This is a genomic window from Streptomyces sp. NPDC029122 (genome assembly GCF_055569445.1).
Window position 1 is genome coordinate 61,987 of record NZ_JBVHWK010000006.1, and the last position, 22,236, is coordinate 84,222.

Below are 22,236 nucleotides of genomic sequence, written 5' to 3' on the forward strand. Positions count from 1 at the left end.
CCTCGGTTGGTCAGCGTCTGGTGCTCCGGACGGCACAAAAGTAGGCCCCGGCCGTTGCGGTAGGGCGATGGCCTTGTAACAGGAAGGCAGCAGGGACCCGACGGAGCTGTTACACAACCGAGGGATTGCCCGGGGCGGCGCCGCCTGCTCCCATGGACGGCGGGGGTGAGGCCGATGCGCGGACTCAAGGTCCTTCCGAGCGGCAGGCCCGGCCGCGGCCGGCTCTACGTCAACCGGCCGGACGGTCAGGCGGTCGCCTGGTACGACCGGCAGACCAACCGGATCAGCGTTCTGGCGGAGGGTCAGCGCGAAGCGGTACTGGCCGCCCTGCGCCCGTACTTGACCCGCGGCTGGACCATCGGCCCGCCCCCGGTGCCGACCGCCGCGGAGCTGCGCTGCCTGAGCCTGCCGCCCGACCGGGACCTGGCCCCGAACCGGCCCGGCGAGACCCTGCTGGGCGAGCTGGCGTACGGCTCGCCGAGCGGCCGCGCCCGGCTCCGCATGCGGCAGGAACTCCAGGCCCGGCAGCGTACGGGCGCGGAGCTCGACCTGCTGGAGGCGGCGGACTGGCGGGCCCTGCACGACGTCCCGCTGCCCGGTCTGGGGCTGCTGGACCACCTGCTCATCGGCCCGCCGGGCGTCCTCGCCGTGCGTACCGTCCCGGGCCGCCGCCAGCGCGCCCAGGTCGGGGACCTGCTGCTGACGGTGGGCCGCGCCGAACCCCGGCCCGACCCCCGCTGGATCCGCCGGGCGGCCGCCTGCGCCGCCCGGGTGCTGGCCGCTCCGGTGACCCCGGCCCTGGCCCTGGCCGACGCCTCCCGGGTGGTGGTGGCCCCGACGCAGCGGGACGTCCTCGTCCTCCAGCCCCCGACCCTGACGGCCCTGCTGCGGGCCGTGCCCGCGACCCTCAAGCCCCCGGAGGTCGAAGCCCTCTTCGCCCGGGCCCGCGCCCGCCCGGTGTGGGCCTGAGCGCCACCCCGGTCACCCTCAGGCCGAACTCCGCTTGCGCGGCGCCGCCTTCTTGGCCGCGCCGGCGCCCGCCGTCTTCTTCGCGGCGGCGGAAGCGGACTTCGTGGTGGACCTCGTGGCGGACTTCGCGGTGGACTTCGTCGCCCCCGAGGCGGACTTCGTGGCGGCGGAGGCGGACTTCGTGGCGGTCGAAGTGGACTTCGCCGCGCGCGACTTGCCCGAAGCGGACGCCGAAGTGGACTTCGCGGTCGTCTTCTTCCCGGACGCCGCCGTCTTGCGGGCGCCCGACGCCGTCGACTTCTTCCCGCCCACCGCCTTCGGCGCGGCGGGCGCCGCTCCGCGCCGGATGGGGGTCACCCGCGCCTCCGTGCCCTCCTCCGCCTCCTCGCCCTCGATGCCCTCCGTCTCCGCGCTCCGCTGACCGTCGCCCCGCGAGGCCTTGGCGGCCCGGACGCTGTTCTCCAGCGCCGCCATCAGGTCGATCACCTGCGCCCCGGCCGGCTCCACCACGGCCTCCGACGGCTCGAACGCCCCGCCCGCCTTCGCCGCGATCATCGCCTCCACGGCCTCGCGGTAGTCGTCGTGCAGGGAGGACATCTCCACCTCGCCGAGCGTGGCCATCAGCGCGTCGGCCAGGTCCAGTTCCGCCTCCCGCACGGTCACCGAGGCCTCGGGGGCCGCCCCCTCCGGCGTCCTGATCTCGTCCGGCCACAGCAGCCCGTGCATCGCGATCACGTCGTCGACGACCCGCAGCATGCCCAGCCGCTCCCGCCCCCGCAGCGCGTACTTGGCGATCGCGACCCGGCGGCTGCGCTTGAGCGCCTCCCGCAGCAGCGTGTACGGCTTGGCCGCCGTGGCGCCGTTCGCCGCGAGGTAGTACGCGGCGTCCATCTGGAGGGGGTCGATCTCCTCGGTGGGTACGAACGACACGATCTCGATCGTCTTCGCCGTCGGGATCGGCAGCCGCGCCAGGTCGTCCTCCGTGATCGGGATGATCGACCCGTCCGCCTCCTCGTACCCCTTGCCGATCTCGGCGGAGGACACCTCCTCCCCGTCCAGCTCGCACACCTTGCGGTAGCGGACCCGGCCGCCGTCGGTCACATGGATCTGACGGAAGGAGATCGAGTGGCTCTCGGTGGCGTTCACGAGCTTGATCGGGATGCTGACCAGGCCGAAGGAGATCGCCCCATTCCAAATGGATCGCACGGTTCCTCCTGTTTCGTGGCAATCTCATCGTATGACGCCGATCACGATGGTGGAGGGGCGTCGCATCGCGCTCAGCAATCTGGACAAGGTCCTCTACCCGAGGACCGGCTTCACCAAGGGCGAGGTGCTGCACTACTACGCCACCGTCGCCGACTCCCTCCTCGCGCACATCCAGGACCGCCCCCTCTCCTTCCTGCGCTATCCGGACGGCCCGGACGGCCAGCTCTTCTTCACCAAGAACCCGCCGCCCGGCACACCCGCCTGGGTGAAGACCACCCCCGTGCCCCGCTCCGAGGACGAACGGGCCGAACAAGTGGTCGTATCCGGCCTGGCCTCCCTGATGTGGGCCGCCAACCTGGTCGTGGAGTTCCACACCCCCCAGTGGCGGGCCGGTGCCCCCGCCGTCGCCGACCGGCTCGTCCTCGACCTCGACCCCGGCCCGCCCGCCACCGTCGTCGAGTGCTGCGCCGCCGCCCTCTGGCTGCGCGAGCGCCTCGCCGCCGACGGCCTGACCGCGTACGCCAAGACCTCCGGCTCCAAGGGGCTGCACCTGGCCGTGGCGCTCGAACCGGTCTCCTCCGCGCGCGCGTCCGCGTACGCGAAGGCCCTCGCCCAGGAGGCCGAGGGCGAGCTGCGCGGGCTCGTCGTGCACCGGATGGCCAAGGCGCTGCGCCCCGGCAAGGTGTTCGTCGACCACAGCCAGAACGCCGCCGCCAAGACCACCGCCGCGCCCTACACGCTGCGCGCGCGGCCCCTGCCGACCGTCTCCGCACCCGTCTCCTGGGCGGAGGTCGAAGCCTGCCGCGACCCCTCCGACCTGGTGTTCCTCGCCGACGACATCGCGCCCAGGCTGGCCCGCGACGGCGACCTCCTCGCCCCGCTGAACGACCCGGGGCAGGCCGGGAGCCTGCCGTGACCCCGCGCGTGCGGGTCGCGCTCGCCGCCGCCGTACGGACCCTGCCGCGCGGGGCGGGCCTGGCGTACGAACCGAAGTTCGACGGCCACCGCATGGTCGTGCTGCGCACCGCGGAGGACGTGGTGCTCCAGGCCCGCTCCGGGCGGAACGTCACCAGCGCGTTCCCCGATCTGGCGTCGGCCGCCCGGCAGTTGCCCGCCGGTACGGTGCTGGACGGGGAGGTGGTCGTCTGGCACGCCGGCCGTACGGACTTCGCCCTGGTCCAGCGGCGCGCGGCGGCCACGCAGGCCCGCGCCGCCGTGCTGGCGCAGAGCCTGCCGGCCTCGTACGCGGCCTTCGACGTGCTGGAGCTGGCCGGGGTCGACGTCCGCGGCCGCCCCTACGAGCGGCGCCGGGCGCTGCTGGTCGACCTGCTGCTGCCGCTCGGGCCGCCGCTCCAGCCGGTGCCGATGACGACCGACCCGGAGCTGGCGCAGACCTGGTACGAGACCCTGCCCGCCAGCGGCATCGAGGGCCTGGTGGTGAAGCGGCTGGACCAGCCCTACCCGGCCGGGCGGCGCGGCTGGCGCAAGCTCCGGCACACGGACGTGCGGGACGCGGCGGTGGTCGGCTACACCGGCACCGCGCGCCGCCCGACGGCACTGGTCCTGGTCCTGCCGGGGGAGGAGGACGAGGCGCCGCTGGTGTCGAGCCCGCTGTCGGCGGCGCTGCGTACGGAGCTCGCGGCCGCGCTCGCCGAGCGCGGGCGCAGCGCCCCGGGCGGGGCCACGGTCACCGCGATCGGGCTCGGGGAAGTGCCGTTCACCCCGCTGGACCCGCCGCTGGCCGCCGAGGTCCGGCACACCTCCGCACGGCACCCGCCGCCGGAGGTGCTGCGGCTGCGGACGGACCTGTAGGCGCGTGGACGGGCCCCCGACCCGCGCGGGAGGCGCGGATCAGGGGCCGGTGCCGGTCCGGGGCGGGGGCGGCCGGGCGTCTTCGCGGGCGCGTGGGGGCGGCTCGCGGGACGCGTGCGGGACCGCTTACGAGTGCGCCCCGCGGCCGGCGTCGGGGGGAGCGCCGGGCTGCGGGTGCGGTCCCGGCCCCTCCGGCTTCTCGAAGCCGGACTCCCGCTCGGCCCGGACCTCGTCGGCATGGGTGGAGGTGGTGGAGCCGAAGTTCCCGTAGCCCTGCATCTCGTGCGGCCGCAGACCGCCCTTGGGGATCTCCACCGGGTCCCGCTCCTCGCGGACCTCGTGGACGGCCCCGCCCTCGGGCAGGTGCGGCTGGCTCTCGGGGGTGGGCGGCGGCGGTTCCTTCGCCCGGACCCGCTGGCCCAGCTTGAAGCCGCCGAGCAGCATGCCGGTGATGATGATTCCGATGACGAAGAACCACGCGATGTCGGTCAGGATCTCGTCCACGCTGAGGATCGTGTCCATAGATCCCATTTTCCCGTTTTTGCTGCTTTTGCACGCGGGAGCGGTGCAAAGAATCCCCCGGCCTGCGCGCCTCCTGCCGTCCGTCAGCCGCGGCCGGAGCTCCCCCCGGACCCGCCCGGCCTCCCCGGGAACACGGGCGAGGACGCCCGGCCCGGGGCCCCGCTCCCGCCGCCGGCCCATCCCGTACCGGCCCGGAACGATTCCCCCCGCGCCCCGTGCTCCGGACGGATGACGCGGCCGGCTCCCCGCCCGGGCCGGTACGCCGTACGGCGCGGGCCGAAACCCCGTAACCCGTACGGCGCGGGCCGAAACCCCGTAACCCGTACGGCGCGGGCCGAAACCCCGGATCGCCGGGCGGCCGCTCAGCGCAGCGGCCCCTCCGAATCCCGCAGCCCCCGCGCGTCCCGGCCCCCGAGCACGCCCAGGATCTCGGCGCAGATGGCCAGCGCCGTCTCCGCCGGGGTCCTGGCGCCCAGGTCCAGCCCGATCGGACCGTGCACCCGGGCCAGCGCGGCCTCGTCCACCCCGGCGGCCACCAGCCCCTCCCGGCGCCGCGCGGTGGTCCGCCGCGAGCCGAGCGCGCCGACGTACGGGATCCCCAGGGCCAGGGCCGTGCGCAGCGCGGGCACGTCGAAGTCCGGCTCGTGGCTGAGCAGCACCAGGCAGGCGGCGTCCCGGTGTGCCGTCAGCGCCTTCTCCGCGTCCGCCGCCGTCTCCACCACGACCGCCTCCCAGCCGAGCAGCGCGGACTGCGCGCCGATCACCTCGGCCAGCTCACCGGTCCCGCCGATCACCAGGTGCGGGGCCGACGGATACGCCTCCACCAGCACCAGCCCGGAGCCCCCGTACAGGGCGTCCCGCCCGGGGCGCCGGGTCCCCAGCAGCTCCCCGGCCCGCCGCCCGGCGTCGTCGGCGGGCTCGTCGCCGGCCCGTACGACCTCGCTGACGGGGTCGACGGCGCCGTCCGCGCCCTCGCCGAGCCGGGTCACCAGTGCCACCCCGGCGCCGCTGCCGAGCAGCTCCCACCATTCGGCGGGGACCGTCGAGAGGGGCTGGAGCAGCACCTCGGCCTGCCCGCCGCAGGTCAGCTTCGCGTCCACCGCCTCGCCGGCACCGACCGACACCTCGCACACCCGCGCGGTCCGCCCGGCGCCCACGGCCCCGGCCTCCGCGACGAGTTCGGCGTCGAAGACCCCGCGGTACAGGGCCCCGACGCATTCCCCCCGGGCGTCCACGAGTACGGCCCCGGCGGGATCCCGGGGCCCGAAACCCTGCTCGGTCACCGGCCGGGCCAGGAAGGCCACGCGTCCCTCGGCCGTCCACCGCTGTGCCGTCCCCGCAAGCTCACGCATCCGTCGCCCCATCCTCTGTGCGCTCCCTCGCCGCAAAGCACCTGGTCAACGGGCACGAAGCGGCCTCGGAAACCACCCTACGCACGCCCCGCGCCGCCACCCACCCCCCGAACCCACAGACACCGGCCCGTCGCCCTCGTACGGACCACCGGAAGACCCCCCACGAGTGGCTGCTCCACCGTCACCCCGGAGAATCGAGGGAACGCGAAGGGAAACGACCACCGTGCACACCCTCAGACACGCCTTCGACTCCCTCTCCGTACGCAACTTCCGGCTCTTCTTCCTCGGCCAGCTCCTCTCGGTGACCTGCACCTGGATGATGGTGATCGCGCAGGACTGGCTGGTGCTGGAGCTGTCGGGGAACTCGGGCACGGCCCTGGGGGTGGTGACGGCCCTGCAGTTCACCCCCGTCCTGCTGCTGACGCTGTACGGGGGCCGGCTCGCCGACCGCCACAGCAAACGCCGCATCCTGGTGCTCGCCAACCTGGCGTCAGGGGCCTTCGCCCTCGTCCTGGGCCTGTGGGTGCTCCTGGGCGAGATCCGGCTCTGGCACATCTGGCTCTTCGCACTCGCCCTCGGCACGGTCAACTCGGTGGAGGCGCCCACCCGCATCGCCTTCGTCGGGGAGATGGTGGGCAACGAGCTGCTGCCCAACGCCTCGGCCCTGAGCGGCGCGTACTTCAACGCCGCCCGGGTGGCCGGCCCCGCCGCGGCCGGCCTCCTCATCGCCCGCCTCGACGTCGGGCCGGTGATCCTGATCAACGCGTGCAGCTACCTGGGGGCGGTGGCGGGCCTCGCGCTGATGCGCCCCGCCGAACTCCACGGCCCGCCGGCCCGCCCCGCCGACCCCCGGGTGGCGGACGGGCTCCGCTACGTGGCCCGGCGCCCGGACCTGGTCCTCCCGCTGGCCCTGATCGGCGTACTGGGCCTGGCCGGCTTCAACTTCCAGCTGACGCTGCCCCTGCTGGCCAAGACCGGGTTCCGCACCGGCTCGGCCGCCTTCGGGCTGCTGAGCAGCTCCCTGGCGGCGGGCTCCCTGCTGGCCGCCTTCGCCGCCTCGTCCCGCCGCGCCCGGCCGACGGCCGCCGTCGTCACGGGCTCCGCCCTGGCCTTCGGCGCCGCCGAAGCCCTCACCGGCCTGGCCCCGACCCTCCCGACGGCCTGCCTGCTGCTGGCCCTGACCGGCTTCGCGATGATGTACTTCGCGCAGGCAGCCAACCACCGCATCCAGCTCGGCTCGGACCCCGCTTACCGGGGCCGCGTCATGGCCCTCTACATGCTGATCTTCCAGGGCACCACCCCGCTGGGCGCCCTCCTGACGGGCTGGCTGGCCGACCACTGGGGCCCCCGCTGGGCCCTCTCCGCGGGCGGCCTGGTCTCGCTGGCGGCCACGGCCACGGCCCTGGCCGTGACGGCCGCCCCCAGCCGGAAACCCGCCGCCGCCCCGGACGGCTCACCCGCCCCCGACGGCTCACCCGCACGGACCGCGCACTCCGGCACCACCGCGCAGGACCTCCGGCGCGAGGAGTCCTGAACGATCCCCCGCCGTTCACCCCTTCGAGGTGAACAGCGCCGATAGGCTCGCCGGGTGAACGCGCGCACCGCCCTCACGCAATGGCTCGGCACCCTCGGCCCGGACCGGCTCACCGCCCTGCTGGAAGAGCGAGGCCTGCCGCTCGCCGCAGGACACCGGCCGGTCACCTCCCTCCGGGAGCTCGCCGACCACCTGCTCACCGACGAGTCGGTGAGCCGCGCCCTGATGGCCGGCACCCTCGGGGAACTGCACCTGCTGGCTTCCATCGCGGCCCACGCCCTGGAGCGGCACGGACCCGCCGAGGGCGCCGAGCCCGACGGGCGCCCCCACTACCCCTGGCAGCGACACCGGCCGGCGGCGCCCGTGGAACCCTCCGGGCGGCTGGTGGACGAGGAGGACGTACTGGGCTGGTTCGAGCCGGGGGAGCCGCGGCGGCGAGCCGCCCGTACGCTCGCCGGACTGCGCGAGCGCGCCCTGCTCCTGCCCGCCCCCCGCGGGCGGCTGGCGCTCCCGCCGCTGCTGCACGTCCGGGCCGCCGGGTTCGACGGGTACGGCCGCACCGTGGCCCAACTGCTCACCAGCGCCTACAACGCCCCCGAGGTCAAGCGGATCGCCACCCGCCTCTTCGGCGAGGGCGCCGCCCGGACCCGCGACCAGGCCCAGGAACTGATCACCGCCCTCTACGCCGACCCCGCCCGGGTGAGGTCACTGGCCGCGCGGGCCCCGGACCGCGCCCGGGAGCTCCTGGAGCACCTGGTGCCCGGCCCGCCGCTGCTGCGCACCCACTGCTTCGTCAGCCGCAACGGCGACCAGTACGCGGGCACGGACTCCGCGTACGTGTTCCGGGACGGCGGCAGCGGCGACGAGGGCACCGACTGGCTGGCGGCGCGGGGGATGCTGATCCCGGTCGGCCCCGATCTGGCGGAGCTCCCCTACGAGGTGGCCCGCGCGCTGCGCGAGGAGGACGCGGCACCCCGGCCCCGGCTGGACCCCGAACCGTTCACCGCCACCACCCCCCTGGCCCCGGGCTGGGAGGGCGAGGGCGGTACGGCCGCCGCGGCCGCCGTCTGGCGGGCCGAACTGGTCCTGCGGGCCCTGGCGGCCCAGCCGGTGACGGTCCGCAAGGCGGGCGGGATCGCCGTACGCGACACCCGGCGGCTGGCCCGCGCGGCCGGTGCGGACGAGGCGCACACCCGGCTGTGGCTCGACCTCGCCGTGAACGCCGGCCTCGCGGCCCCCCGGCAGCAGGAGCCGGCCCCCGGCCCCCGGAGCGGCCGCCGGAACCCCACCACCCCCAAGCCGTCGGCACGGCTCCTGCCCACCGACCGCTACGACCCCTGGGCCGGCGCCCCCGCCGCGGGCAAGCTGCTGCCGCTGCTGGCGGCCTGGGCGGTGGTCCCCGAGATCCTCAGCCACTGGCCGGACCCCGACGAACCCCCGGTCGCGCTCATCAGCCCGCAGGACGAGGAAGCGGTGGCCCTGCGGACCGGCGTACTGCGCGCCCTCGCCACGCTCCCCGCCGGACACGGACTGCTGCTGCCGCGGAACGCCCTCGCCCACGCCGAACTCCTCGCCACGGCAGCATGGTTCCAGCCGCTCCTGCGCCCGCACCTGGGGACCGACGACGCCGGCGAACCCGTCCCGCACGAGTTCCTCGACCGCCTGGCCGCCACCCTCGAGGAAGCCGCCCTGCTCGGGGTGGTCGCCCACGGCGCGCTCACCCCGGTAGGGCGTGCCCTGTGCGGACTGCTGGACGCGGGCGCGGCCCACCACTACCCGGCCGTGCCCGGCGCGGGCGCCGACCCCGCCGGGCGCGGCTCCCACGGCCTGGGCGAAGACCTGTCCCTACGCCCGGCCCTGGCCGCCGCGGTCACCGCCCTGCGCGAGGCCCTCTATGCCGCCCTGCCCGAACCCAGCACCACGGCCCGCTTCCAGAGCGACCTGACGGCCACCGTGACCGGCGCGCCGGCCCCCGCGCTCTCCGCCCTGCTCTCCGCTGTCGGCGACATCGAGTCCGAGGGGCACGCCGTGGTCTGGCGCATCACCGCGGCCTCCGTACGCCGGGCCCTGGACGCCGGCTGGAGCGCCGACGAACTCCTCGACCGCCTCACCGCCGCGAGCGAAGGCGGCACCCCGCTGCCCCAGCCCCTCTGCTACACGGTCAAGGACACCGCCCGCACCCACGGCCGGCTCAAGGTCGTGCGCTCCGCGTGCTGCATCCGCTCGGACGACACCGCCCTGATCGAGGAGGTGTCCCAGGCCCGCGGCCTGGCCAAGCTCGGCCTCCGCCGCATCGCTCCAACGGTCCTGATCTCCACGGCCCCGCCGGAGGAGACCCTGACGGCCCTGCGCGCCGCCGGCTACGCCCCCACCCAGGAAACCGAAACCGGCACCACGATCCTCGACCGCAGCCCCACCGACCGCACGCGAAGCCTCCTCCCATCCCTCGACCACGCCCACCCGCCCTTCGGCGAACAGGTCGGGGGCGTTCCCTCCAGTGCCCGGAGCCTGGCCGTGTTGCTCACCGAGGGCGGGTAGGGGCCCCGCCGGACGCACCGTCTGCACGAACGGCGCTGTCAGTGGGGCATGTGAGCCTGGGGAGCATGATGCACTCCGCGACCGCAGTTCTCCCGGGGCACGAGGAACTCGCGCAGGCGACGCCGGAGACCGCGGCCTGGCTGATCATGTTCCTCCTGGACTTCAGCACCATCTGGATATCCCTTCTGTGGCTCCTCACGGCGTCTTTTGTCTTCTGCTCGCGCAGGCGCCCCGGGGGATGGCTGACTTCCGGCCCGTTGCGCGGGAGCAGCTCGGCCCGGAAGCGGATCGATGAACTACGGGCGGCGCTCACGGCCGCGGACGGGGCTCGGGCCGCTCTGCCGGACGGCGCCGCGCTCGCTGCCCGGGTGTGTGCGCACAGGCGCTGGGCAACCGCACGGCTGTGGTTGTACGGCCCGCCCAACCTGGCGGCAGGCATGATGCTCTACGGAGCGCTAGGAGGATGGGGCGGGCCCCCGCTTCCCGTCACCGCCGCCATCAGCGTCGGCCTGTTGGCCCTCTCGGTCGCGGTGACAGCCGCTGAGGCAGTCTCGCGGCGCAGGGCGGATCCCTATGGAGAAGCCGTGTTCCGAGGTGTCGTGGCCCTTGAGGCGCTGGTTCTGCCGGACAGCGCCGCCAGCAGGGTCAGGACTTTGTCGGAGTCCCTTCGGGATCGGGACCGGCGGCCGACGGCGTACTTCCCCGTGGACTGGTCGTACCGCACCGTCGAGGAGTTCTGCATGGCGCTGGAACGGCTGGCGCGCCATGCGGTGCTCACCGGCGACCGGGTGAGCAGAGCGCGAAGGGAGGCCGAGATCCAGCTGTACGCGGCACATCTGTTGGAGTCCCTTGAGCGCTACCGGCTGGCGGCCGTGGCGCACGCCGCCGCGATCGATCCCTCAGCCGGCGCACCCGTCGACGGCGCCGACGGGAGTGCCGCGCGTGAGGCTCTCAGCCGGGTGCTGTCCCTCGTCTCCGGTGTCCTGGCGGATGTCTGCCGCGACCGGTTGATCGTTCCTGAGCTGGCCTGGGAAGACCTTCCCGAGGACCGGCGAACGACGCCGAGCCGTGGGACGCGGCGGCAGACCGTCTGGCAGGCCGCGGCAGCGGTCACGATCCTGATCGTGCTCGCCGGCCTGTTCACCTGGGCCGGTGCCCCGGGGGAATTCGTCTCGCCGATCCTTTTCGCGTTGAGCGGTGCCATCGCCGTACTTCTGCCCCGCGCGCGCTGGACGGCCTGACCGTACGACCCGGCGGTCAGAGAATCCGACCAGTCCGATGCGCCGTGATCGCGTCCACGAATGGTCAACGGGATCTGACATACGGCTGCTTACGGCGGCAGTTGGCCGCGCATACGCGAAGACCCCGTCTCAGCGTGACCGCTGATGGCGGGGTCTTGGGCACTTCCTGCGAAGTGCCCCCGGCAGGATTCGAACCTGCGCACACGGCTCCGGAGGCCGTTGCTCTATCCCCTGAGCTACGGGGGCGTGTCGTCCGCGTTGCGGCGACGGGTTGAACACTACCAGCTTCCGCGGGGTGATCAGGAACCGATTTGGGCGGGAGGGGGAGGTCGGTCGCCCGGAGGGGGTGGAAGTGGCAAAAACCCGGACGCGGGGGCTTAGGGCGACCTACTCTCGAGTTGTGCCAGGCGCCTCGGGCCGGGTGCTTGTTGTCGACGACAACAAGGTCATCCGGCAGCTGATCAAGGTCAATCTCGAGCTGGAGGGCTTCGAGGTCGTGACCGCGAGCGATGGTGTCGAGTGCCTGGACGTCGTGCACCGCGTGTGTCCGGATGCGATCACGCTTGATGTGGTCATGCCCCGGCTGGACGGGTTCGGGGCCGCCGCGCAGTTGCGGGCCGATCCCCGGACCCGGCACGTGCCCGTCGCCATCGTCAGTGCCTGTACGCAGCTCGAGGTCGAGGCGGCGATCGCCGCCGGGGTGGACGCGTTCGTCGCCAAGCCGTTCGAGCCGGCCGAGCTGGTCCGTGTCGTACGCCGCCTCGTCGAGCGCAAGGGCGCCCCGGCCGGGCGCGCCGGGAGGGCCGGTCGGGGGGCCTGACGGCTCCGCCCTGTTCACATGGCGAAACCCGATGCATGGCCCGGGGGCATCTCCCCTAGGCTGGGTTCCGTGATCCCCGCCGACCTCTCTCGTGCCGTCGTACAAGCCGTACGTCGCGCCGTTGAGGACGGGGAGCTGGCCGGGAGCGTGCCCGCGCGGGTCGTCGTCGAACGGACCCGGCCCGGGGGAGTGGGGGAGTACGCCAGCCCCGTCGCCCTCCAGGTTGCGAAGAGCGCCCGGCGGGAGCCCCGTGAGGTCGCCCGGGTGCTCGCGGCCCGGCTGCTCGCCGACGAGCCCGGGATCCGGGGTGTGGAGATCACCGGGCCCGGGTTCCTGAACTTCACCCTCGCGCCGGTCCCCGCCGCCGAGCTCGTGCGCGAGATCCGGGCCAGGGGGCGCAGGTACGGGTACGTGCCCGACGGGGAGGCGCGTGCGCGGGTCCTGGGGGAGGCCGTCCGGCGGATCCGGGCCAGTCAGGGCGCACCCGGCCCCGAGGGGCTGCGCGTCGTGCCCGTCGCCAGGCGCGACGGGGACGTCGTCGCGGCGTACGGGGCGGACGCCGCGGCCTGGGCCATGCTCTGCGTACCGGCCCGCGAGACCCCCTCCTTCACGCCCGGCCTGCTCGTCCAGGACGAGTCCAGCGAGTTCTTCCGGGTGCGGTACGCCCACTCCCGCGCCCGGTCCCTGCGGGTCAACGCCGGCCGGCTCGGGTTCGCCGCAGAAGCAGGTGAGCCCGCCGGGCCGGCCGAGCCCGCCGGGCCCCGCGACGCCGACGCCCCCGCCCTGCTGCGCCTGCTCGCCGAGTACCCGCTCGTCCTGGAGGCCGCCGCGCACCACCAGGCGCCCGAGCGGCTCACCCGGCACCTCGTCGCCGTCGCCGACGCGCTCCTCGACTTCCAGCACCAGGTGCTGCCCAAGGGGGACGAGAAACCCTCGGCCGCCCACCGCGCCCGGCTGGCACTCGCCGAAGCCGCCGGGACGGTGCTGGCAGGCGGCCTCGCCCTCCTCGGCATAGACGCCCCCGACTTCCTGTGATCCGCGAAGAGAGATTCCGATGAGCCGTTCCGCGCACCCCGCCGGGCCCCGCCACGCCGACGTCCTGCCCGAGGGCCACTACGCCCCGCCGCCCGCCGACCTGAACGCGCTCGACGAGAAGGTGTGGTCCCGGACGGTCACCCGCGACGACGACGGGGTCGTCAGCGTCGGCGGCATCCAAGTGACGCGGCTCGCCGAGGAGTTCGGGACTCCCGCCTATTTCCTCGACGAAGAGGACTTCCGTGCCCGCTGCCGCGCCTGGGCGCACGCCTTCGGCAAGGACGCCGACGTGTTCTACGCCGGCAAGGCCTTCCTTTCGAAGGCCGTCGTGAAGTGGCTCAAGGAAGAGGGGCTCAACCTCGACGTCTGCTCCGGCGGGGAGCTGGCCACGGCCCTCGCCGCGGGGATGCCCCCGGAGCGGATCGCCTTCCACGGGAACAACAAGTCGGAGAGCGAGATCCGCCGGGCCATCGGAGCCGGCGTCGGGCGGATCGTGCTCGACTCCTTCCAGGAGATCGCCCGCGTCGCCCACATCGCCCGCGAGCTGGGCGTACGCCAGCCCGTGCAGATCCGCGTCACCGTCGGCGTCGAGGCGCACACGCACGAGTTCATCGCGACCGCCCACGAGGACCAGAAGTTCGGCATCGCCGTCGCCGACGGCTCGGCGGCGGAGGCCGTGCGGCGGGCGCTGGGGCACGACAGCCTGGAGCTGCTCGGCGTCCACTCCCACATCGGCTCGCAGATCTTCGACATGGCCGGCTTCGAGGTGTCCGCCAAGCGGGTGGTCCGGCTGCTGGCCGCCGTCCGCGACGAGCACGGCGTCGAGCTGCCCGAGATCGACCTCGGCGGCGGGCTCGGCATCGCGTACACGTCGGCCGACGATCCGCGCGAGCCCCACGAGATCGCCAAGGCCCTCACCGAGATCGTGGCGCGGGAGTGCGAGAGCGCCGGGCTGAAGGCGCCCCGGATCTCCGTCGAGCCCGGCCGCGCCATCGTCGGCCCGACGGCCTTCACCCTGTACGAGGTCGGCACCATCAAGCCGCTCGAGGGGCTGCGGACGTACGTGTCCGTCGACGGCGGCATGTCCGACAACATCCGTACGGCCCTCTACGACGCCGAGTACGCGGTCACCCTGGTCTCCCGGGTCTCCGACGCCGAGCCGATGCTCGTCCGCGTCGTCGGCAAGCACTGCGAGAGCGGTGACATCGTGGTGAAGGACGCCTTCCTGCCGGCCGACCTGGCGCCCGGCGACCTCCTCGCCGTGCCCGCCACCGGGGCGTACTGCCGCTCCATGGCCAGCAACTACAACCACGCGCTCCGCCCGCCCGTCGTCGCCGTGCGCGACGGCGCGGCCCGGGTGATCGTCCGCCGCGAGACGGAAGAAGATCTCCTGTCCCTCGACCTCGGATGAACCGCATGTTTCTGGGGAAGGCCCCCGGGTCCCCAAAATAGACGTCTCAGTCCACGTCTCACTCAATGGACCGGAGATGGAAACTTCTGTCCATTGAGTGAGACTGGGTCATACCTGACGCGCAAACCGCGCGCCGGGAGCGAAGAAAGATCGAAAGGCGTAGGTCAATGATGCGTACGCGTCCGCTGAAGGTGGCGCTGCTGGGCTGTGGCGTGGTCGGCTCAGAGGTGGCGCGCATCATGACGACGCACGCCGATGATCTGACAGCCAGGATCGGCGCGCCCGTCGAAATCGCCGGCGTGGCTGTGCGCCGTCCCTCCAAGGTGCGCGAGGGCATCGACCCGTCGCTGATCACCACCGATGCGACCGCCCTCCTGAAACGGGGCGACATCGACGTGGCCATCGAGGTCATCGGAGGCATCGAGCCCGCCCGCACCCTGATCACCACCGCCTTCGAGCACGGCATCTCCGTCGTCTCCGCGAACAAGGCGCTGCTCGCCCAGGACGGTGCCGCCCTGCACGCGGCCGCCGAGCAGGCCGGGCTGGACCTCTATTACGAGGCCGCCGTCGCCGGCGCCATCCCGCTGGTCCGCCCGATGCGGGAGTCCCTCGCCGGCGACAAGATCAACCGGGTGATGGGCATCGTGAACGGCACGACGAACTTCATCCTCGACAAGATGGACTCGACCGGCGCCGGCTACCAGGAGGCGCTCGACGAGGCCACCGCCCTCGGGTACGCCGAGGCCGACCCCACCGCCGACGTCGAGGGCTACGACGCCGCCGCCAAGGCCGCGATCCTGGCCGGCATCGCCTTCCACACCCGCGTCCGCCTCGACGACGTCTACCGCGAGGGCATGACCGAGGTCAGCGCCGCGGACTTCGCCTCCGCCAAGCGCATGGGCTGCACCATCAAGCTCCTCGCCATCCTGGAGCGCGCCGCCGACGGCGAGTCCGTCACCGCCCGCGTCCACCCGGCGATGATCCCGCTCACCCACCCGCTCGCCTCCGTCCGCGAGGCGTACAACGCGGTCTTCGTCGAGGCCGAGGCCGCCGGGCGGCTCATGTTCTACGGGCCCGGCGCGGGCGGCTCTCCGACCGCCTCCGCGGTCCTCGGCGACCTCGTCGCCGTCTGCCGCAACAAGCTCGCCGAGGCAACGGGGCCCGGCGAGTCGGCATACACCCAGCTGCCGGTCAGCCCCATGGGGGACGTCGTCACCCGCTACCACATCAGCCTCGATGTGGCGGACAAGCCGGGCGTCCTCGCCCAGGTGGCGACCACCTTCGCGGAGCACGGCGTGTCGATCGACACGGTCAGGCAGCAGGGCAAGGACGGCGAGGCCTCCCTCGTCGTCGTCACCCACCGCGCACCCGACGCCGCCCTCTCCGGGACCGTCGAGGCGCTGCGGAAGCTGGACACCGTGCGCGGTGTCGCCAGCATCATGCGTGTTGAAGGGGAGTAAGGACCCATGAGCAGCAATCGCACCCACCAGTGGCGCGGCATCATCGAGGAGTACCGGGACCGTCTGCCGGTCACGGACACCACTCCCGTGGTCACGCTCCGCGAGGGCGGCACTCCCCTCGTCCCGGCCCAGGTGCTCTCCGAGCGCACCGGCTGTGAGGTCCACCTCAAGGTCGAGGGCGCGAACCCCACCGGGTCCTTCAAGGACCGCGGCATGACCATGGCCATCACCAGGGCCAAGGAGGAGGGCGCCAAGGCCGTCATCTGCGCCTCCACGGGCAATACCTCGGCCTCCGCCGCCGCCTACGCGGTGCGTGCCGGGATGGTGTCCGCCGTCCTCGTGCCCCGCGGCAAGATCGCGCTCGGCAAGATGGGCCAGGCCCTCGTGCACGGCGCGAAGATCCTGCAGGTTGACGGCAACTTCGACGACTGCCTGAACCTGGCCCGCGCGCTGTCCGACAACTACCCGGTGGCGCTGGTCAATTCCGTCAACCCGGTGCGGATCGAGGGCCAGAAGACGGCCGCGTTCGAGATCGTCGACGCGCTCGGCGACGCCCCCGACATCCACGTGCTGCCCGTCGGCAACGCCGGCAACATCACCGCGTACTGGAAGGGCTTCAAGGAGTACAAGGCCGACGGCCTGGCCTCCCGCACGCCCCGCCTCTGGGGTTTCCAGGCCTCCGGCTCCGCGCCGATCGTGCGCGGCGAGATCGTCAAGGAGCCGCACACCATCGCCACCGCGATCCGCATCGGCAACCCGGCCTCCTGGGACTACGCGCTCGCCGCGCGCGAGGAGTCGGGCGGTTTCATCGACGAGGTGACGGACCGCCAGATCCTGGCGGCCTACCGCCTGTTGGCCGCGCAGGAGGGCGTCTTCGTCGAGCCCGCCTCGGCCGCGTCGGTCGCCGGTCTGCTGAAGGCCGCCGAGGCCGGCCTGGTCGACCCCGGCCAGACGATCGTGTGCACCGTCACCGGCAACGGCCTCAAGGACCCCGACTGGGCCATCGCCGGCGCTCCGCAGCCGGTGACCGTCCCGGTGGACGCCGAGGCCGCCGCCATCCGTCTCGGCCTGGTCTGACCCCCGGGGCCCCCGGGCCGAGGGCTTCCCGCCCCCGGCCCCCGGGCCCCACGCCCGGGTTGCCGGATTCCGGAAGTCTCCGGAATCCGGCGGCCCGGCCGTACGCCGCCGCAAGCCGGCCGGAAGCCACCCGGATCGCAGCGGTATCCGCCGGAAGACACCGACACGCATCGTGCGCCTCCTGTGCGCCCTATGTCGCGGGAGAACCTTCCTTCGATACGCTGTACTTACATCCGCCACCGCGCACATGACCACGGTGCTGCCCCATGGGCCTTCGGGTGTCGTACGTTCTCCAGTACATTCGCAGCGAAGATCCCGCACAGCAGCCGGATCCCGCACAGTCACAAGGAGTGTCATCGACCGATGGCAGGTCCAGCGTTCCGCGCCGCCGCCGTACGGGTGCGCGTCCCCGCCAGCAGCGCCAACCTCGGCCCCGGCTTCGACGCCCTCGGCCTGGCCCTGGGGCTCTACGACGACGTCGTCGTCCGGGTAGCCGACTCCGGCCTGGACATCGACATCGCCGGTGAGGGTGCCGACACCCTCCCGCGGGACGAGAGCCACCTCCTCGTACGCTCCATGCGCACCGCGTTCGACCTGCTGGGCGGGCAGCCGCGCGGCCTGGAGGTCGTCTGCGCCAACCGCATCCCGCACGGCCGGGGCCTCGGCTCCTCCTCCGCCGCGATCTGCGCCGGCATCGTCGCCGCCCGCGCCGTGACCATAGGCGGCGAGGCCAAGCTCGACGACGCGGCGCTGCTGGAGCTCGCCACCGAGATCGAGGGCCACCCCGACAACGTCGCCGCCTGCCTGCTCGGCGGCTTCACCCTGGCCTGGATGGACGGCGGCAGCGCCAAGGCGATCCGGATGGACCCCTCGGATTCCATCGTTCCGGTGGTCTTCGTCCCGTCGAAGCCGGTCCTGACCGAGACCGCGCGCGGGCTGCTGCCGCGCTCCGTCCCGCACGTGGACGCGGCGGTGAACGCGGGCCGTGCGGGCCTGCTCGTGGAGGCCATGACCAGGCGTCCCGAGTTCCTGCTGCCCGCCACCGAGGACCGGCTGCACCAGGAGTACCGGGCCCCGGCGATGCCGGAGAGCGTGGCACTCGTCAACCGGCTGCGGGCGGACGGCTTCCCCGCGGTCATCTCCGGTGCGGGCCCCACGGTCCTCGCGCTGGTCGACAACGGCGCGGCCGACAAGGTCGCGCAGCTCGCGGGCGAGGGGTGGGCGGCCAACCGGCTCGCCCTCGACGCCGCGGGTGCGAGCGTCCTTCCGCTGGGCGCCCAGGGCGGTCAGCCCGTGTCGTAGCGACACGGCCCTCGGGGGAGGGCGGCCGGGCAGGCCGTCCGCCCCCGACAGGGCGATTGCCGGTGATTGAGAGGGGGAATGTCTGTTGGATCCGGTAGTGTTAATCTCAAGTGCGCATCCGAAGCCGCCATGGCTCGGTGCTCAGTGTCCCCATTCGGGACCACATTTCTTCCGGGAGCCTCCCCGACTGCTTTGATCACTGCCAGCAGTTTCGGGCACGCTCCGGAATCGGCGTGACATTCCCACGCTTCCAGCTCGGGGGCTTCTCGCCGGAACCACCACGCACGTTTCTCTCCGCCGTATCTCTACCGGCGGACCACCGCCCCGGCACGGTCCACACCTAGGACTGTTGTCGGACAGCACAACCGGTCGCCGAGCCAGACAGGCCGACGTCCGCTCCAGGGAAGGACCCTTCGTGAGCGACACCACCGATCTGATGGGCGCTGCCGACACCAACGTCGACACCAGTGCTCCCGCCGCGGGCGCCGCCCCCAAGCGCCGCCGCTCCGGTACCGGCCTCGAGGGCATGGTCCTGGCCGAGCTGCAGCAGGTCGCGTCGGGCCTCGGTATCAGGGGCACCGCGCGGATGCGCAAGAGCCAGCTGATCGAGGTCATCAAGGAGGCGCAGGGCGGCAGCGCCACCAAGGCCGCCGCGGCCCCCGCCGCCGACGCCGCCGAGGCCAAGCCGAAGCGCCGCGCCACCAGCAAGGCCCGCACGGGCGAGGCCGCCGCCGCGGCTCCCGCGGAGAAGCCCGCCGTCCAGCCGCAGATCGAGATCCCGGGCCAGCCGGCCAGCGAGGACGCGCCCATCGGCGAGCGCCGCCGCCGCCGGGCCACCGCCCCCTCCGGCAGCCCCGAGTCCTCGGCCCCCGCCGCCGTGCAGGTCGAGCAGAAGACCGAGACCGCCCCGGCCGCGCAGCCCGAGGCCAAGGCCGAGGCCGCCGTCGCGGTGTCCGCCCAGCCCCAGGGCCAGGCGCAGGAGGCCGCCGAGGGCCGCACCCGCCGCGACCGCCGTGACCGCGGCGAGCGCGGTGACCGCGGTGAGCGCGGCGAGCGCGGTGACCGCCAGCAGGGCCGCCGTGAGCGCGGCGCCAAGGCCGACGAGCAGGGTCAGCCGCAGGGCGGCCAGGGCCAGCAGCAGGGCGGTGGCCGCCAGGACCGTACGGACCGTACGGACCGCGCGGACCGCCAGCAGCAGGGCGGCCGCGGCCAGGGCCGGCAGGACCGTCAGGACAACGGCCCGCAGGACGACTTCGACGGTGAGGACGGCCGTCGCGGCCGCCGCGGACGCTACCGCGACCGCCGGGGCCGTCGCGGCCGTGACGAGTTCGCGCCGAACGAGCCGCAGGTCGCCGATGACGACGTGCTGATCCCCGTCGCGGGCATCCTCGACATCCTCGACAACTACGCGTTCATCCGGACCTCCGGCTACCTGCCCGGTCCGAACGACGTGTACGTCTCCCTCGCCCAGGTCCGCAAGGCCGGCCTGCGCAAGGGTGACCACACCACCGGTGCGGTCCGCCAGCCCAAGGACGGCGAGCGCCGCGAGAAGTTCAACGCCCTCGTGCGCCTGGACTCCGTCAACGGCATGGCGCCTGAATCGGGCCGCGGCCGACCGGAGTTCCAGAAGCTGACCCCGCTCTACCCGCAGGACCGGCTCCGCCTGGAGACCGACCCGGGCGTGCTGACCACCCGCATCATCGACCTCGTGTCGCCGATCGGCAAGGGCCAGCGCGGTCTGATCGTGGCCCCGCCGAAGACCGGCAAGACCATGATCATGCAGGCGATCGCCAACGCGATCACCACCAACAACCCCGAGTGCCACCTGATGGTCGTCCTGGTCGACGAGCGTCCGGAAGAGGTCACCGACATGCAGCGGTCGGTCAAGGGCGAGGTCATCTCCTCGACCTTCGACCGCCCGGCCGAGGACCACACCACCGTCGCCGAGCTGGCCATCGAGCGCGCCAAGCGCCTCGTCGAGCTGGGTCACGACGTGGTCGTCCTGCTGGACTCCATCACCCGTCTGGGCCGCGCGTACAACCTCGCGGCGCCCGCCTCCGGCCGCATCCTGTCCGGTGGTGTCGACTCGACCGCGCTGTACCCGCCGAAGCGCTTCTTCGGCGCCGCGCGCAACATCGAGGACGGCGGCTCGCTGACCATCCTGGCCACCGCGCTCGTCGACACCGGCTCGCGCATGGACGAGGTGATCTTCGAGGAGTTCAAGGGCACCGGCAACATGGAGCTCAAGCTCGACCGCAAGCTCGCCGACAAGCGCATCTTCCCGGCCGTCGACGTCGACCCGTCGGGCACCCGCAAGGAGGAGATCCTCCTCAACAGCGAGGAGCTCGCCATCGTCTGGAAGCTGCGCCGGGTGCTCCACGCGCTCGACTCGCAGCAGGCGATCGAGCTGCTGCTCGACAAGATGAAGCAGACGAAGTCGAACGCCGAGTTCCTGATGCAGATCGCCAAGACGACCCCGGCCGGCAAGAACGACGACTGACCGGGTCGCCCGTAGTACGGAACCGCCCCCGCCACTTCTGTGGCGGGGGCGGTTCCGTTTTTGCGATCTTCACCACACTCCCGCCGCCGGTGCACTCCTGCGGCCCGTACCGAAACCCCAGGCAGACCGGCGCCATACAGCCCCCGGGGCACCCCGGGTGGTCCGCCCCCGGCGTGCGAACGGCACCGGGAGCCGTGGAACCCTGGACCGCGCTCGTCCGTCTGAGTGAGAGACGACGGGCACGGAGCCAGGACTGAGGAGAGCATGAGCGAGGACAGCAGAGGCCGCGGCCGCCGAGCCGCACGCGGGGGCCGGCGCAGGGGGCAGCCGCGGCGCCGCAAGGGCCTCACCGTCGCCGCCTGGACCGCCGCCGGAGTGGTCCTGCTGGGCGGGGGCGGGCTGGGCTGGTTCTACTTCAAGCTCAACGGCAACCTGCACAGCGTCGACATCGACCAGGCCCTCGGCAAGGACCGCCCGGCCGACGTCGACAACGGCTCCATGGACATCCTCGTCCTCGGCTCCGACTCCCGCAGCGGCGCCAACAGCGAGTACGGCCAGGACGACGGCGGATCCGCCCGCTCGGACACCGCGATGATCGTCCACCTCTACGAGGGCCACCACAAGGCCAGCGTCGTCTCGATCCCGCGCGACGCGATGGTCCCGCGCCCCGCCTGCGCCACCGGCAAGGGCAAGACCGACCCCGGCCGGAAGAAGGCGCAGTTCAACGAGGCCTTCACGGTCGGCGGGCCGGCCTGCGCGGTCAAGACCGTGGAGCAGCTGTCGGGGATCCGCATGGACCACTACATCGAGGTCGACTTCACCGGCTTCAAGAAGATCATCGACAACCTCGGCGGGGTCCAGCTCACGACCACGAAGCCGATCAAGGACGACGCCAGCCACCTCGACCTGCCGCCCGGCCCGCACAAGCTCAACGGGGAGCAGTCCCTGGGCCTCGTACGCACCCGCAAGAGCGTCGGCGACGGCAGCGACCTGGGCCGAATACAGCTCCAGCAGGCCTTCATGAAGGCGCTGATCAAGCAGGTCAAGGGGCTCGGGGTGTTCGACAACCCCAAGAAGCTGTTCGGCCTCGCCGACTCCGCCACCAAGGCGATCACCACCGACAAGGCCCTCGGTGACGTGAAGTCCCTCATGGGCTTCGCCCAGGGCCTCCAGGGGATCGGCGCCGAGAACATGCACATGATCACCCTGCCGGTGGGGCCGGACCCCTCCGACCGCGACCGGGTGGTGCCCCTCACCAAGGAGTCCAAGATGGTCTGGGACTCCCTGCTGGCCGATCAGCCGATCCCGCCCCAGGCCACTGAGAAGTCCGCCGGGGACAAGAGCACCGCGGGCTCGATCGTCCAGTAGGAGGGGCTGCCGGGACCCGGCAGCAGCCCCGGGGAATAGGTGGCGGCCCCTCCCCGTTGAGGGGAGCGTTCCCGGAATTTTGACAGGCG

Annotated in this window: 17 protein-coding genes and 1 tRNA gene; 14 read left to right on the forward strand and 4 right to left on the reverse strand. The window is 73.3% G+C overall.

Annotated features, from left to right (window positions below):
- Nucleotides 1-174 precede the first annotated feature (174 nt).
- Nucleotides 175-969, forward strand: a complete 795-nt coding sequence (locus ACZ4WZ_RS09895) for a nuclease-related domain-containing protein (RefSeq protein WP_467887549.1) — start codon at nucleotides 175-177, stop codon at nucleotides 967-969.
- 18 nt (nucleotides 970-987) lie between these two features.
- On the opposite strand, the gene ku is transcribed toward ACZ4WZ_RS09895, so the two are convergent.
- The gene (ku, locus tag ACZ4WZ_RS09900; RefSeq protein ID WP_467887551.1) at nucleotides 988-2,175 is read right to left on the reverse strand and encodes a non-homologous end joining protein Ku; all 1,188 of its coding nucleotides are present in this window, start codon (nucleotides 2,173-2,175) and stop codon (nucleotides 988-990) included.
- Nucleotides 2,176-2,206: 31 nt separating this feature from the next.
- Between ku and ligD the strand changes: the two genes are divergently transcribed.
- The gene (gene ligD / locus ACZ4WZ_RS09905; protein WP_467887554.1) at nucleotides 2,207-3,091 is read left to right on the forward strand and encodes a non-homologous end-joining DNA ligase; all 885 of its coding nucleotides are present in this window, start codon (nucleotides 2,207-2,209) and stop codon (nucleotides 3,089-3,091) included.
- The gene (locus ACZ4WZ_RS09910) at nucleotides 3,088-3,987 is read left to right on the forward strand and encodes an ATP-dependent DNA ligase (RefSeq protein WP_467887557.1); all 900 of its coding nucleotides are present in this window, start codon (nucleotides 3,088-3,090) and stop codon (nucleotides 3,985-3,987) included. Before ligD ends, ACZ4WZ_RS09910 begins: the two co-directional genes overlap by 4 nt.
- 126 nt (nucleotides 3,988-4,113) lie before the next feature.
- On the opposite strand, the gene ACZ4WZ_RS09915 is transcribed toward ACZ4WZ_RS09910, so the two are convergent.
- Together ACZ4WZ_RS09915 and ACZ4WZ_RS09920 are read right to left on the reverse strand one after the other, a co-directional pair.
- The gene (locus tag ACZ4WZ_RS09915; protein WP_467887560.1) at nucleotides 4,114-4,509 is read right to left on the reverse strand and encodes a DUF6479 family protein; all 396 of its coding nucleotides are present in this window, start codon (nucleotides 4,507-4,509) and stop codon (nucleotides 4,114-4,116) included.
- 362 nt (nucleotides 4,510-4,871) lie between these two features.
- Entirely contained in the window at nucleotides 4,872-5,861 is a 990-nt protein-coding gene (locus ACZ4WZ_RS09920) for an XdhC family protein (protein ID WP_467887563.1), read from the reverse strand.
- Nucleotides 5,862-6,084: 223 nt separating this feature from the next.
- Here ACZ4WZ_RS09920 and ACZ4WZ_RS09925 point away from each other — a divergent pair, with 223 nt between their 5' ends.
- From ACZ4WZ_RS09925 to ACZ4WZ_RS09935, 3 genes are all read left to right on the forward strand, one after another.
- Nucleotides 6,085-7,395, forward strand: coding sequence for an MFS transporter (locus ACZ4WZ_RS09925; protein ID WP_467887566.1), 1,311 nt, complete (start codon nucleotides 6,085-6,087; stop codon nucleotides 7,393-7,395).
- A 54-nt stretch (nucleotides 7,396-7,449) separates the two neighbouring features.
- Nucleotides 7,450-9,933, forward strand: coding sequence for a helicase-associated domain-containing protein (locus tag ACZ4WZ_RS09930; protein WP_467887569.1), 2,484 nt, complete (start codon nucleotides 7,450-7,452; stop codon nucleotides 9,931-9,933).
- A 65-nt stretch (nucleotides 9,934-9,998) separates the two neighbouring features.
- Nucleotides 9,999-11,174 carry a hypothetical protein gene (locus ACZ4WZ_RS09935; RefSeq protein ID WP_467887572.1) on the forward strand — a complete coding sequence of 392 codons (1,176 nt, stop codon included), beginning with the start codon at nucleotides 9,999-10,001 and terminating at the stop codon, nucleotides 11,172-11,174.
- 174 nt (nucleotides 11,175-11,348) lie between these two features.
- On the opposite strand, the gene ACZ4WZ_RS09940 is transcribed toward ACZ4WZ_RS09935, so the two are convergent.
- Nucleotides 11,349-11,420, reverse strand: a tRNA-Arg gene (locus ACZ4WZ_RS09940).
- 106 nt (nucleotides 11,421-11,526) lie between these two features.
- Here ACZ4WZ_RS09940 and ACZ4WZ_RS09945 point away from each other — a divergent pair.
- From ACZ4WZ_RS09945 to ACZ4WZ_RS09980, 8 genes are all read left to right on the forward strand, one after another.
- Complete coding sequence (locus tag ACZ4WZ_RS09945; protein WP_467887575.1) at nucleotides 11,527-11,994, forward strand: response regulator; 468 nt, start codon at nucleotides 11,527-11,529, stop codon at nucleotides 11,992-11,994.
- Between the two features lie 69 nt (nucleotides 11,995-12,063).
- Nucleotides 12,064-13,029, forward strand: coding sequence for an ArgS-related anticodon-binding protein NrtL (gene nrtL / locus ACZ4WZ_RS09950; RefSeq protein WP_467887578.1), 966 nt, complete (start codon nucleotides 12,064-12,066; stop codon nucleotides 13,027-13,029).
- 19 nt (nucleotides 13,030-13,048) lie between these two features.
- Nucleotides 13,049-14,440, forward strand: a complete 1,392-nt coding sequence (gene lysA, locus ACZ4WZ_RS09955; protein WP_467887580.1) for a diaminopimelate decarboxylase — start codon at nucleotides 13,049-13,051, stop codon at nucleotides 14,438-14,440.
- Nucleotides 14,441-14,610: 170 nt separating this feature from the next.
- Nucleotides 14,611-15,900 carry a homoserine dehydrogenase gene (locus tag ACZ4WZ_RS09960; protein ID WP_467888039.1) on the forward strand — a complete coding sequence of 430 codons (1,290 nt, stop codon included), beginning with the start codon at nucleotides 14,611-14,613 and terminating at the stop codon, nucleotides 15,898-15,900.
- A gap of 6 nt (nucleotides 15,901-15,906) precedes the next feature.
- The gene (thrC, locus tag ACZ4WZ_RS09965; RefSeq protein ID WP_467887583.1) at nucleotides 15,907-16,977 is read left to right on the forward strand and encodes a threonine synthase; all 1,071 of its coding nucleotides are present in this window, start codon (nucleotides 15,907-15,909) and stop codon (nucleotides 16,975-16,977) included.
- A 363-nt stretch (nucleotides 16,978-17,340) separates the two neighbouring features.
- The gene (gene thrB, locus ACZ4WZ_RS09970) at nucleotides 17,341-18,279 is read left to right on the forward strand and encodes a homoserine kinase (protein ID WP_388939716.1); all 939 of its coding nucleotides are present in this window, start codon (nucleotides 17,341-17,343) and stop codon (nucleotides 18,277-18,279) included.
- A gap of 415 nt (nucleotides 18,280-18,694) precedes the next feature.
- Nucleotides 18,695-20,779: a transcription termination factor Rho gene (gene rho / locus ACZ4WZ_RS09975; RefSeq protein ID WP_467887587.1), complete on the forward strand. Its 2,085-nt coding sequence runs from the start codon at nucleotides 18,695-18,697 to the stop codon at nucleotides 20,777-20,779.
- A 264-nt stretch (nucleotides 20,780-21,043) separates the two neighbouring features.
- Nucleotides 21,044-22,147, forward strand: a complete 1,104-nt coding sequence (locus ACZ4WZ_RS09980; RefSeq protein WP_467887590.1) for an LCP family protein — start codon at nucleotides 21,044-21,046, stop codon at nucleotides 22,145-22,147.
- The last annotated feature ends 89 nt before the right edge of the window (nucleotides 22,148-22,236 follow it).

Excerpts from the sequence above, each read along its gene's own strand:
- ACZ4WZ_RS09895 (WP_467887549.1), top strand. The coding sequence starts at position 175 with ATGCGCGGACTCAAGGTCCTTCCGAGCGGCAGGCCCGGCCGCGGCCGG.
- ligD (WP_467887554.1), top strand. The coding sequence starts at position 2,207 with ATGACGCCGATCACGATGGTGGAGGGGCGTCGCATCGCGCTCAGCAAT.
- ACZ4WZ_RS09915 (WP_467887560.1), bottom strand. The coding sequence starts at position 4,509 with ATGGACACGATCCTCAGCGTGGACGAGATCCTGACCGACATCGCGTGG.
- ACZ4WZ_RS09920 (WP_467887563.1), bottom strand. The coding sequence starts at position 5,861 with ATGCGTGAGCTTGCGGGGACGGCACAGCGGTGGACGGCCGAGGGACGC.
- ACZ4WZ_RS09935 (WP_467887572.1), top strand. The coding sequence starts at position 9,999 with ATGATGCACTCCGCGACCGCAGTTCTCCCGGGGCACGAGGAACTCGCG.
- lysA (WP_467887580.1), top strand. The coding sequence starts at position 13,049 with ATGAGCCGTTCCGCGCACCCCGCCGGGCCCCGCCACGCCGACGTCCTG.
- ACZ4WZ_RS09960 (WP_467888039.1), top strand. The coding sequence starts at position 14,611 with ATGCGTACGCGTCCGCTGAAGGTGGCGCTGCTGGGCTGTGGCGTGGTC.
- thrC (WP_467887583.1), top strand. The coding sequence starts at position 15,907 with ATGAGCAGCAATCGCACCCACCAGTGGCGCGGCATCATCGAGGAGTAC.
- thrB (WP_388939716.1), top strand. The coding sequence starts at position 17,341 with ATGGCAGGTCCAGCGTTCCGCGCCGCCGCCGTACGGGTGCGCGTCCCC.
- ACZ4WZ_RS09980 (WP_467887590.1), top strand. The coding sequence starts at position 21,044 with ATGAGCGAGGACAGCAGAGGCCGCGGCCGCCGAGCCGCACGCGGGGGC.